This window comes from Aurantimonas litoralis (assembly GCF_026153195.1).
Lineage (GTDB): Bacteria > Pseudomonadota > Alphaproteobacteria > Rhizobiales > Rhizobiaceae > Aurantimonas > Aurantimonas coralicida.
Genome location: NZ_JAPFBM010000001.1, coordinates 427,792 through 440,005, shown reverse-complemented (window position 1 = coordinate 440,005; position 12,214 = coordinate 427,792). Strand labels below are relative to the sequence as shown.

Below are 12,214 nucleotides of genomic sequence, written 5' to 3'. Positions count from 1 at the left end.
CAGGACGCTGCAGAAGGGAACGGGTGACGCCGCGCCGTCAGCGACGCGGCGTCACGGGCATGGCGTCAGTCGGTCTTCTGGACGTTCCAGAACACCGGAACCGGCATCTTCATGATTTCGGTCAGCTTGTTGGAGATCGTCGTCGGGATCCGGTACTCGCCGACCGGGATGTAGTTGACGACGTCATAGGCGTGGGCCTGGATGTCCTCGGCGATCTTCTTGCGTTCGGCCTCGTCGCCGGCCTTGGCGAAGGCGACGCGCAGTTCCTCCAGCTTCGGATCGTCCGGCCAGCCGAACCAGGCCGCTTCCTTGCCGCCGCCGTTCAGCATCGGGTTGTTGAGCGGGCTCCACACCTCCGGGATGATCCAGTTGGTGAAGAACATGTTCCAGCCGCCGTCCGCGGGCGCGGCCTGGCTGGCGCGACGGGTCACGAGGGTCTGCCAGTCCATCGGCTGCATGTCGACGGTGAAGCCGGCCTGGCGCAGGAGCTGGGCGGCGACCACCGGCTGCGGGCCGACGGAGCCGACATCGGTCGGCTGCATCAGGACGACCGGCGTGCCGTCATAGCCGGCCTCGTCGAGCATCTTCTTGGCGACCTCGGGCTGCGGGCCCTTCATGATCAGCTCGTCGCCGGCTTCGGTCGCGAAGGGCGTGTTGCAGCCATACATCGAGCCGCAGGTGTCCTGGTATTCCGGATTGCCGACCAGCGCGGCAAGGATCGGCTCCTGGCCGAGCGCCGCCATGGCGGCACGCCGGATCTCGACATTGTCGAAGGGCGGGTAGAGCCAGTTGAGCCGGCCCATGGTCTGGTAGCCGTAATCGGCGAGGGTCATCACCGTCAGCTCGGGATTGCCCTGCAGCAGCGGCAGGAGATCGGTCGGCGTCTGCTCGATATAGTCGATCTCGCCGCCATTGATGGCGTTCACCGCGGTCTGGGCGTCCGGCATGACCACCCAGGTCACGCGATCGACATTCACCACCTTGCCGCCGGCGGTCCAGCTCGGCGCCTCGTCACGGGGCACATAGTCGGGGTTCTTGTCGTAGACGGCGCGCACGCCGGGTTCGAACTCGGCTTCGACGAAGGTGAACGGGCCCGAACCGGTATAGTCGGTGATCGCCTCGCCGGAGGGCGTCTTAGCGACGCGTTCCGGCATGATGAAGGACGGCAGGCCCGACGGCTTGGCGATCAGTTCGAGAACGTAGGAGAACGGCTCGGACAGGGTCAGGACGGCGGTCTTGTCGTCCTTGGCCTCGAGGCTCTCGACATATTTGAACATCATCTGGGCGCCGCCGTCGCGCTCGCCCCAGCGCTTCAGCGAGGCGACGACGTCGGCCGCCGTCACCGGTTCCCCGTCATGCCATTTCAGGCCGTCGCGCAGGGTGAAGGTGTAGGTGAGCTTGTCGTCGGAAATCTCCCAGCTGGCCATCTGCGGCTGCGGCTTCAGGCTCTCGTCCATGCCCAGAAGCGTGTCGTAGATCATGTAGCCGTGGTTGCGCGTGATGTGCGCGGTGGTGATCACGGGATCGAGGACGCGGATGCCCGAATGCATCACGGCGCGAATTTCCTGGGCGGCGGCGGGGCCGCCGGCGAGGCCCGTCATGGCGACGACGGAGGCGAGCAGGGCGGATCGGATCGCCCGGGTTGGTCGGAAGGTGGAAGCGGCAGAGAAGAAGGACATCAATGCGTCTCCGAAGGGTAGGGCTCGGGGGCCGGGACATCTCCGCCCGTTATCGCATGCCGATAACCGTTTGCGGATTGTGGTATCGTAGGAACACGGCTACGATTCAGTCAACACTGCGAATTGATCAAATAGTGTGCAGCGCAGCATGGCGGCAGACCGGGAAGTTCAGAAGGACGGCCACTTCGTTGCCTCGCTCGGCAAGGCGATGACCCTTCTGGAGGCCTTCGCACCCGAGCGCTCGCGCATGGGCCTGACCGAATTGTCCGAGGCGACCGGTCTCGACCGCAGCAGCGTTCAGCGTCTGGTCACCACCTTCACCCGTCTGGGCTATCTCGACAAGGACCCGACCACCCGGCGCTATAGTCCGTCGATCCGGATGACCGAGCTCGCCAACGCCTATTTCTGGTCGCAGGAGCTGGTCCATACGGCGATGCCCAAGCTGATCGACCTGCACCAGTCGCTGGGCGAAACCATCAATTTCTCGCGCATCGACGGGCCCGACATCGTCTACATCGTCCGCCTGCCCAGCGCCCGCACGAGCTTCGGCGCCTCCATCGTCGGGCGCCGGGTGCCGGCCCTGAACACGTCGAGCGGCCGGGTGATGCTGTCGCGCCTTGGCGCCGAGACACGCCGCCGCTGCGTCGAGGAATGGCCGATGCGGCGGTTCACGCCTGCAACGGTGATGGACCGTGGTGCCGTCGGCGCCCTCGTCGAGGCGGCGGCGGAAACCGGCTATTCCATTGCCGAGAACGAGGTGCAGATGAACGAGCTCGGCGTCGCCGTGGCCGTCGGCCGCGATCCGCAGACCGGCGGGGCGATCCATTGCTCGGTCAGCGGCACCGCCTGGACCCGCGAACGGCTGGAGGCCGAGATCATCCCGCCCTTGCTCGATGCCGCCAACGGCGTCGGCTGACCGGCCGGCCGCCTATGCCGAACGGTCGCGGTCGCAACACCGCGCCCGACCCGTCCTGCCCATGCATCCACTCACACGTATCCGGGGACGTCCATGACCAATTTCTCCCGCTCCCAGATCGTCACCAAGCCGGCCCGCATGTCGCAGACCGGTATCGTGGCGGCCCAGCATCGCCGGGTCGCGGAACTCGGCGCACAAGTCCTGGCGGCCGGCGGCGACGCCCTCGACGCGGCGACCGCCGTCTCCTTCGGCATGGGCGTGTTGGAGCCGTGGATGAGCGGCCCGGCCGGCGGCGGCGCGATGATGGTCTGGCGCGCCGACGAGGCGAAACCCTATGCGGTCTATTACGGCATGCGCGCGCCCGCCGGGCTCGACCCGGCGGCGTTTCCGCTGGCCGGGGAAGGCCGTGCGGGTGACCTCTTTCCCTGGAAGCGGGTGGTCGGCGACCGCAATATCGAGGGCGCGACGGCGGTGGCGGTGCCCGGCGTCGTCGACGGCATCGGCATCGCCCATGCCCGCTGGGGGCGCATGTCCTGGCACGACCTCGTCCAGCCGGCGGCGGCGATGGCCCGCGAGGGGCTGAAGATCGATTGGTACGCCGGGCTGATGATCGCCTCGGCGGCGCGGTCGCTGGCGCGCGATCCGGACGCGGCTTCGCTGTTCCTGGAGGACGGGGTCTGGCCGCCGGTCGGCGGCTGGACGGCGCTGACCGATATCCGCCTGGCCATGGGCCGGATGGCCGACACGCTGGATGCGATCGCCCGCAACGGGCCGCGCGAGATGCACGAGGGCGACGTCGCCCGCGAACTCGCCCGCGACGTCGCCGACAAGGGCGGATCGCTGACCTATGCGGATCTGGCGGCCTATCGTGCCGAGATCCAGACGCCGTTGTCCTTCGCAGCGCCAGGTGGCCGGCTGCACGTGACGCCGGAACTGACGGCGGGGCCGACGCTGGCCGATGCCTTTGCGCGCTACGCGGCGGCGGGATCCTTCGCCGGGCCCGGCGACGAACTGGCGGCGACGGCGGATGCGCTGTCCGGGGCCTATGCGGATCGCCTGGCCCGGATGGGCGACCACGACAGCCCGGCCGCGCCCGGCTCGACGACGCATTTTTCCATCGTCGACCGGCACGGCAACATGGTCGCGATGACCCAGACGCTGCTGTCGGTCTTCGGGTCGCGGGTGGTTTCGCCCTCGACCGGACTGCTTCTGAACAACGGCATCATGTGGTTCGATCCCGAACAGGGCGGGCCGAACGCGATCGCCGGCGGCAAGCGCTGCCTGATGAATGTCTGCCCGATCCTCGGCGAAAGCGGAGACACGCGGTTTGCCCTCGGCGCCTCGGGCGGACGCAAGATCCTGCCGGCCGTGTTCCAGCTTGCCCACCACATGCTGGCGGGACGCGACCTCGACGCCGCCTTCCACGCGCCGCGCATCGACGTGTCGGGCGGCGACATGGTGATCGCCGACGAGGCGATCCCGGGCGCCGACCTTGCGGCCCTGCGGCGAACCCACCGGGTCGAGACCGTACCGCGGACGGTCTTTCCCTATGCCTTCGCCTGTCCCTCCGGCGTGGCGCGGCAGGAGGCGACCAACTGGGGCGCGACCGAGATCGTCTCGCCCTGGGGCGACGCCGTCGCCGAAGAGGATGTCGCGGCCACCGCATAGCGGCGGGCGCCGCACGGGCCGGAGCGCCGCCTCGGCCAACGGCGCTACAGGAGCGGGCTGACCAGCCGGGCGAGGTTTTCCAGAAGCCGTGTGCCGCGCGGGCGCGCCCGCCAGTCGTCCAGCGTCAGCGGGTCGCTATGCGCGATGTAGTGGCGTTGGGCGGCGTCGAGGCGATTGCTGGCCTCCTCGCCATGCAGGATCAGGCTGATCTCGGCATTCAGCATGAAGGACCGCACGTCGGTGTTGCTGGAGCCGATGACGCCCACCCGCCCGTCGATCGAGACGTTCTTGGCGTGCAGCAGATGGTCGCGATAGCGGTAGAGGCGAACGCCGGCCGCCAGAAGCTCGTCGTAATAGGATCGCTGGGCGAGGCTGACGAGCCGCTGGTCGACGACCTGCGAGACGATCAGGTTGATCTCCACGCCGCGGGTGACGCCGTTCTTCAGGGCGGTCAGCAGCGCTTCGTCGGGAATGAGGTAGGGCGACACGATCGCGACCCGGCGTTCGGCGCCGTGAACGAGTTCGATCAGCAGCCTTTCATAGCCCGGAACGCCGAAATCCGGTCCGCTCGGCATCGCCTGGAGAACGGCATCGCCGGCGGCGGACGCGACAGGCAGGGGCGCGAGCCGCGTCTCGGTCTCCAGATACCAGTCGCCGGAGAAGACCGCCTCCAGCGCGGCGGTGGCGGGGCCTTCTACCCGGCCGACCAGTTCGTCGTTGCGGATGCCCGGCTTGAAGTCGCGGTCGACGATGTTCTGGGAGCCGACAAAGGCGATCTCGCCGTCGATCAGGCAGAGCTTGCGGTGATTGCGAAGGTCGCTGCGGGTGCGCCGCAGGGCCGCGAAGCGAACCGGCAGCGCCAGCCGGGCGTCGACGCCGCGCGCTGTCAGCATCGGCAGGCTGCGTGCAGCCCAGGGCCGCGACCCGAGCGCGTCGATCAGCACCCGGACGGCCACGCCGCGGGCGACGGCCCGGCCCAGCGCATCGGCGATCTTGGTGCCGGCCCGGTCGTCGGCGAAGATATAGGTGAGGAGGTGGACCTGCGTGCGGGCGCCGTCGATGGCCGCCACCATGGCGTCGATCGTCGCGTCGTAATCGGTGAAGAGGTCGACCCGGTTGCCCTCGCAGGCCGGAAAGCCGCCGAGCGCCTCGGCCAGCCGCGACAGCCGGTCCGGGGCGTGGGCGGGAACGGGCAGGTCGCGCGCCACCTGGGCGCGTTCCGGCGCCGTCGCGGCAAAGCGCGCGGTCCGCCAGGCCGGAAAACTGGCCCGGCCGATCAGGCGGTAGAGGATCAGGGCCGGGATCGGCAGGAACAGCACCAGCAAGAGCCAGCTGCGCGCCGACTCCGGCGGCCGGCGCAGCGGAATGACCACAATCATCACCAGGCGGACGGCCCATTCGCACAGAAGATAGGTGAGCGTGAGGCTCGGAAGGTCGAACATGCCCGCGCCTATGCGGGCCGGCGCGCCGGCCCGGGCGGCCGTGCCTGGCAATCTCTCGTCATCGCGCCGACCTCCCCATGCCGTCCCCGACGCCGGACCGGAGCGGTGAGGCTGGCGGTCTGACGTCGGAGACAGACGGCCGGAGCCGGCCCGTTCTGTCAATGGCTTGTCGCGGCGGGGGCCCCGCGGGAGGAACTCAGGCCGCCTGTTCGAGCTCGCTCGTGCAGCGCAGGATCTCCGCCTTGATCGCCCCTTCCAGCGCTTCCAGGCCGGTGATCAGCCGTTCCAGCTGGGTCGTGTCGACGGGCGCCTGGCCGGCCGCCAGCTTGGCGCATTCGAAATGCGCGCTGCGATAGCCCTGCACCAGACGCTCGATCTCGTCGGCCCAGAAATCGAAGCTCGCCGTATCCCGCCCGAGCGTGCGCCAGAAATAGGCGATGACATGCTCATAGGCATATTTGCGGATCACCAGGATCGGCAGCTCGGCGACGGCCTCCGGCAGATCCGCCAGCGGCCGCGTCGCGCGGGCGCCGGCATGGGCGGCGAGCACGCGTCTGAGCCCGGTCGCGAAGGGGTTCACGTCGAGCCGGATCACCGACCGGAAGAAGGCGGCCAGCGCCGCCGGCTCCGGTGGACGGCTATCGCGATGGTCGATCAGGAAGCCGCCCGAGACATGCGGGCTGGCCATGGCGGCGGCGAGCCGGTCCGCCGCGATCGGCCCTTCCCAGCGGAAATCGACATCCCGCATGAGCAGCTTGCCCGGCTCGTCATGGGGCGCCAGCAGCGCGTAATGGGGGAAGGGATCGCGGTCGAACGGGTTCTCGCGCTCCGGCAGGCGGTGGAGGTCGACCATCACCATCGTGTCGATGCCATTGACCGGGTACGCCGCGGCGGTGAGCAGCGTGTCGGCATCCGCGACCGGCGTGATCGTGGCGCCGTAGAGCGATGCGAACCAGTCGCGGAAATCGCCATGGGTCATGCCGGCCGCGTGGTAGCGGATCCGCATCCGGTCATCGAGGGCGAAGGGCGAATCCGGGATGGCCGCGTAGAAGGGGCGGTGGTCGATCCCGTCGCGGCGCTTCAAGCCGTCGCAGAGACAGCTCACATAGCAATGGACCTTGATGTCCATGGGCATTTCGCCATGCACGCCGGCCGCCGCCCGGGCCTCGGCGCGCCCGGCCGCCGGATCGATCGCCGGCCGCGGCCGCGGGGCGAGATCCGTGCCGGCCTGGTCGGGGCCGAACTGGGCGAGGAGATCGCCGATGGTGATCAGCCGGGCGCTGTCCAGCGCGGTCTTCGGCACCTCGAAGCCGTGGCCGGTTTCCAGCCGGACCAGAAGCTCCATCAGGATGACGGAATCGATCCCCAGATCCTCGCGCAGCCGGGCGGCGAGGGCGAAGCGTTCCATGCCGGGATGCCGGATCTCCTCGGCGAGGACCATGCGGACGGTGTCGAGAAGGGAGGGTGCTGCGGGCTGGTCCATGATGATCTCTAGAGTCGGTCTTCGGTGTAGAGGCTGCGGATCTCGCGGCGGCTGATCTTGCCGGTGCCGCCGCGCGGGATCGCGGCGGCGCGGCGCATCTCGCGCGGGCGCTGGTGACCGGCGAGCTGCGTGCCGCACCATTGCGCAATGGCCGCCTCGGTGACGTCGTCGGCGCCGGTGTAGACGAGCGCGACGCGCCCGCCGGCAAAGGCGTCGTCCAGGCCGAACACCACGGCGTCGTCGATGCCCGGCATGGCCATGACCACGTCCTCGACCTCGCGCGGATAGACGTTGAGGCCGGAGACGATGATCGTGTCGTCGAGACGCGCGTCGAAGACGAGAACGCCATCGTCGCGCAGATGGCCGAGATCGCGGGTGCCGACCGTGCCCCACGGCGTGTCGACGATGATCTCCGCCGGTTCCGCGGCGGTGCCGGCCTGCACCCGGTGATGGGGCAGCGGCCGGCCCATCTCGTTCGCTGCGACGAGATCCTCGCTGACGGCGACGACGCCGGCTTCCGAGCAGCCATATTGCTGGAACAGCGTGCCGGTTTTCGCGCGGATCGCCTCGAACCACGGCGCCGGCAGCAGCGTGCCGGAGGTCATCGCCGCATGCATGGTCTCGCCCGGCTTCAGGAAGCGGGCCGCCACGTTGAGGAAGGCCGGCGCCGCGTAGAGGAGGGGGCGCTCCATCTCGGCCATGCGGGAGAGGACGTATTTCGGATTGTCCGGCGACAGCACCAGCGGGGTCACGCCGCGGGCGACACCGGCCAAAAGGCCGCAGATCAGGCCGTAGGAATGGCTGATCGGGCAGGCCACCACCGGCACCTTGTCATGGGCGCCCTCGAAGAAGCCGACATAGGATTCGATCTCGGCCTCGATGTCCTCGAAGGTCCGGGCGATGATCTTCGCCTCGCCCGTCGTGCCGGAACTGGTCTGGATCAGGCGATGACCGAATTCGACCTGGCGGGCGTCGGGCTCCAGCGCCTCGACCGGCGCACGGCCGAAGGTCAGCGTGTCGCAACAGGCGCTGAGCGCGATGCGCCGGGCCGCCGTTGCCGGCGTCGCCGGGTGCAGCGGCATGACGCTGCCGCCCTCCTGCCGGATCAGCAGGAATGCCGCCATCAGTTCGGCCGGATCGGTCAGGCAGACGGCATGGGTGCCGTGCAGCGTGCTGCCCAGCCGGCCGCCCTGCTGCATCTGGGCGGCGAGGGCCAGCAGCGCGGCGAAATCGTAGTCGCGATCATCGAAACGGATCATGCCAGGGCCTCCCAGGGCTTGCGGGCAAGGGAATTGGGAACGACGAGCGGGCTTTCGGCGGCGTGTCCGAGCTTGGCGGAAAGCAGCCGGTCGGTGACCACGGTCGGCGCGTGCAGCCCGAGCCGGTCGGCCCGTTGCTCCAGCTTCAGGGCCTTGGCGTGGTTGGTGACGAGGCACAGGATCTGGTCGAAGAAGGCCTTCTGGGTGTGGCCGTAGCGTCGCTCCACCAGGAAGGCGAAGTCGGCGAGCGAGAAGATCAGCACGGCGTCGGTGAACAGCCAGCGCAGCTCCTCCACGTCCTGCATCCAGTAAAAGCGGTTGGGCGTGCGGTCGGCGAACAGCGGGTCGATCGCCGTGAAATCGGGCAGCGGTGGTGCGCCGCGCAGGAAGTCCGGCACCCATTCCAGATTGTCGGAGAAGTCGCGCAGGGCGATCCGCACCGGCCATCCGTCGCGATGGATCAGCACCAGGTTCTGTCCATGCGCCTCGGATGCCAGGCCGTAGGCCAGAAGCAGGTGAACCAGCGGTCGTACGACCACCTCGATGAGCTGCGTGACGAAGCCGGCGCAGCTGTAGCGGCGAATCCAGGGCGCCACGAACGGGTCGCCATCGGCCTCGATGGCGAAGAGGGCGTTGAGCGGGACCGCCTCTTCGCCCGGCGCCAGCCTGGCGGCGGGGTTGTCGCGCCAGATCGCGCCGGTGTGTTCGGCTTCGGTGCCGTTCCGGTCGAAGACGACCGCCCGAGTTTCCTTTAATACGGCCAGGCAGTCGCCATCGCTCAGCCAGCGGTCGTTCGCCACCAGCGTCGCCAGCCAGTCGGAGATGGCGGGACCGGCCAGCGCCCAGTGCGGGTCGAGCGTGCGCGCGACGGAGGTGTTCACCACCGCCAGCGGCAGCTTGAGGTGCGGCGCGTCGGGACGGTCGAGATTGACCAGTGTGCGCAGCGACTGGGTGGCGCGGTAGCTCTCGCCGGCCACGCCGAGGTCGTGAACCTCGCCGAGCGCGATCGCCGGGGCAACGATGGCGGCGGTTTTCGCGCGCCATTGCCAGGGATGGACCGGCAGAAGCTGCCATTGCGGCGCCGCCTCCGCGCCGACGCGGTCCAGCGCCATCGCGGCCACCACCGGCCCGGCCAACTGGGCCCAGCCGTCCGGCCCGCGCAGATCCGGTCCGCTGCGATGCAGCCGGTCGTCGCGGACCAGCAGCCAGCGAAGCTGGAATCCGGCCTTGGCTTCCGGCCCGAACCGCATGTCGTCGGCGTCGTTGAAGCCCAGCCGGCCCCGGAAGGCAGGGTGGTAGGGATGGCCTTCGTAGATCGCCGAATCGAGCCGGGCGAAGTCCAGGTCGCGGCGATTGGCGGGGGCGACACGAATGGCGTGGGCGAGGCCGCTGGCCGTGCGGGCGAACTCGTCCTGGAGGCGCGTGCGGCGCGCCGGCTCGGGCACGAGCGCGGCGATGATCGATGCCGCGGCATCGGCGGGCGCCGGCAGGCCGTTCAGCCGCACGGTGCCCGGCACGACGCGCGGCCGGCCGAAGGCGCCGGTATAGAGCTCCGCGTCGATGACGAGACCGGCGGCGCCGAGGCGTACGGTCCTGCGGCCGTCGCGAGCCGGGGCGCCCTCGGCTTCGACCGTCAGCAAACCCTCGTAGAGGGCTGCCGACACGAGCTGCGCCAGGACGCGGGGCGCGGCGCCGTCAGGGCCGGGAAGATCGAGCACGAGTGTCATGAGGCCAGCCGTTGCGGCCGGGTCGAGCCCGGCGCAATGAGGGGATTGGGCCAGCGCGTGTAGACACCGGCGCCGGTGGGGCTCGCGAGTTCGTCGGTATCGGCCAGCCGCAGGCCGAGATTGGCCTTGAGCACCAGATCGGGCGCCGCAAGCGCGGTGTCGCAGAAGCGGCGGCCGCCGCGCGATGTGCGGCCAGCCAGTGTCTGCAGGGTCAGGCGCAACTGTCCGAGGGCGGCGTCTTCCGGCAGAAGCCCGTCCTCGCCGAGCCGGGCGATGACCGAGAAGACCTGATTGGCCAGAAGGTAGTAGGTGAGGCGCCCGACGATCTCCTCCTCGCGGAAGAACAGCCCGTCGATCCCCATCGCCTCCGGGAAGCCGGCGGAGATCGCCGGCCGTTCGGCCTCCGACAGGTAGAAGCCCTGATTGTCGCGATAGACGAGGCCAACCGGCCAGCCGTCGGCGAGGCGCAAGAGGCAGTTCTGCTGATGCGCCTCCAGCGCGATGCCTGTGCGGTCGAAGAAGCCGACGACCGGCTCCACGCTGGCTTTCAGATAGGTGTCGAACCAGCGGGCCGCGGTGGCCTGCGGCGTCGCGCCGTCGCGTGCGGCGAGCCGCGCGATCAGGCCTTTCAGCATCGACGGGCGCGGCCGGACCGGCGCGGCCGTCAGCGCCGCGACCATCACCGGCGGTTCCGCATCCGGCGCGACGGTCTCGCGGTAGATGGTCTCGAAACCGGTGTCGGTCTGGCCGGGCAGCTCCACCGTCACCCAGGCCGGGTCGGGGAGGAACGACAGGCTGCCGGCTTCGGCATCGGCGCCCTGCCGTTTCAGCCAGCGCGCCATGGCGACGCCCGCCTTCATCTCCTCAAGGCCGTTGCGCCGCACCGAATTGGTGATCTGCACCGGCAGTGAGAATTTGAGCTGATAGCCGGCATCGGCCGAGCAGACCGTCCGCATCGAGGAGGTGGCGAAGAAGTCGGGCCCCACGGGCCCCAGCGGCCGCAGGATGCCGTCCCGGCGCGCCGCCGCGACATGGGGGGAGAGCTGCAGATATTCCGCCTGCAGCGGGTGCATGAGGAGGACGGCCTCCCTATCGCCCAGTCCGCATCTGGCTAGGTCGTCGCCGGCCAGCCTGGCGGCGATCTCGGTCGGCCTGGGACCATAGGCATGGTCCTCGCGCACATGGTGGCGGTCGACGGCGAAGGCGACGAGCTGGAAGCGGCCGCCGGCTTCGGGGGCGTAGATCTGCCGCTGCCAGGGCGTGATGCCCTCCATGCTCTTCGGCGTCGGATGCAGCCAGTGGCCATAGACCAGCGACTGCTCCGTCGCGAGAAAATCGTGGCCGGGGACGGTGGTCCGGGCGCGCGTCAGATTGGCGTCGGTTGCGCGGATGCTCTGGATCACCCGGGAGAGAAGCGCGGCGCTGTTGGCGCTGCCCGCCAGAGCGCCGCCATTGCGCTCGCTCGCCTCGGCGATCATCAGCTGGATGCCGGTCAGCCAGCTGATCGAGCGGAAGCGTCCGTCCCCGAGATCGGCGGCCTGCACGAGGCCGAATTCATGCGCCCCGCAGAGCGAGCGATAGGCGAGGGCGGCACGCAGGCGCCGGCGCTGACCGGTCAGTTGCCATTCGATAGAGGAGGGCGCCGGTCCGTCGCGCGCGACGAAGCGGCCGGCATCGATCTCGCGCAGATAGCAATTGGCGAAGGCGCGGAACGCGGCGCGTTCGGCCACGGTCCAGCTCGGCTCGAGGGTCGGGGCGAGCCTCGGACCATAGGCCGCGGGGCGCCGCCATGCCGATTCGGCGCCGATCGGACGGGAGGCATCATCCGGTGCACGCGCGACGATCAAAGGCGCGGGCCCGGATTGCGGACGGGGGTCCGAATCCGTTCCGTCACCGACCATTCTGTCGCGCTGAGCCATTGATCCTCTCCGGGCAAGCGTCCGGGCCGCACCCGCGTGCCGCCCGATTGCGTGGCGTTGCCTAACCGGCTTCCCGCCCCGTGACAATAAACATGATCAAAAGAATCATGTTTGGTAGAGG

Annotated in this window: 8 protein-coding genes; 2 read left to right on the top strand and 6 right to left on the bottom strand. The window is 69.5% G+C overall.

The genetic code is table 11. The annotated features are described in order from the left end of the window. Positions 1–65: 65 nt before the first annotated feature. Positions 66–1,679, bottom strand: a complete 1,614-nt coding sequence (locus N7I30_RS02130; protein WP_498636371.1) for an ABC transporter substrate-binding protein — start codon at positions 1,677–1,679, stop codon at positions 66–68. Between the two features lie 148 nt (positions 1,680–1,827). Here N7I30_RS02130 and N7I30_RS02125 point away from each other — a divergent pair, with 148 nt between their 5' ends. Together N7I30_RS02125 and N7I30_RS02120 are read left to right on the top strand one after the other, a co-directional pair. Continuing rightward, positions 1,828–2,595 carry an IclR family transcriptional regulator gene (locus N7I30_RS02125; RefSeq protein WP_210310117.1) on the top strand — a complete coding sequence of 256 codons (768 nt, stop codon included), beginning with the start codon at positions 1,828–1,830 and terminating at the stop codon, positions 2,593–2,595. Between the two features lie 93 nt (positions 2,596–2,688). Then, a complete protein-coding gene (locus N7I30_RS02120; RefSeq protein ID WP_498636368.1) occupies positions 2,689–4,263 on the top strand; it encodes a gamma-glutamyltransferase in 1,575 nt (524 codons plus the stop codon). 44 nt (positions 4,264–4,307) lie between these two features. Here N7I30_RS02120 and cls read toward each other — a convergent pair whose 3' ends face one another. The 5 genes from cls to N7I30_RS02095 form a co-directional block, all read right to left on the bottom strand. Next, positions 4,308–5,705: a cardiolipin synthase gene (cls, locus tag N7I30_RS02115; protein ID WP_498636367.1), complete on the bottom strand. Its 1,398-nt coding sequence runs from the start codon at positions 5,703–5,705 to the stop codon at positions 4,308–4,310. Between the two features lie 196 nt (positions 5,706–5,901). Next, positions 5,902–7,188: a DUF6005 family protein gene (locus N7I30_RS02110; protein ID WP_498636365.1), complete on the bottom strand. Its 1,287-nt coding sequence runs from the start codon at positions 7,186–7,188 to the stop codon at positions 5,902–5,904. An 8-nt stretch (positions 7,189–7,196) separates the two neighbouring features. Beyond that, positions 7,197–8,447, bottom strand: coding sequence for an AMP-binding protein (locus tag N7I30_RS02105; protein ID WP_498636363.1), 1,251 nt, complete (start codon positions 8,445–8,447; stop codon positions 7,197–7,199). Next, on the bottom strand, positions 8,444–10,174 hold the full coding sequence (locus N7I30_RS02100; protein ID WP_498636361.1) for an IucA/IucC family protein: 1,731 nt from the start codon (positions 10,172–10,174) through the stop codon (positions 8,444–8,446). The genes N7I30_RS02105 and N7I30_RS02100 overlap by 4 nt, the downstream gene beginning before the upstream one ends. Beyond that, a complete protein-coding gene (locus N7I30_RS02095) occupies positions 10,171–11,904 on the bottom strand; it encodes an IucA/IucC family protein (RefSeq protein WP_498636360.1) in 1,734 nt (577 codons plus the stop codon). The genes N7I30_RS02100 and N7I30_RS02095 overlap by 4 nt, the downstream gene beginning before the upstream one ends. Positions 11,905–12,214: the final 310 nt, after the last annotated feature.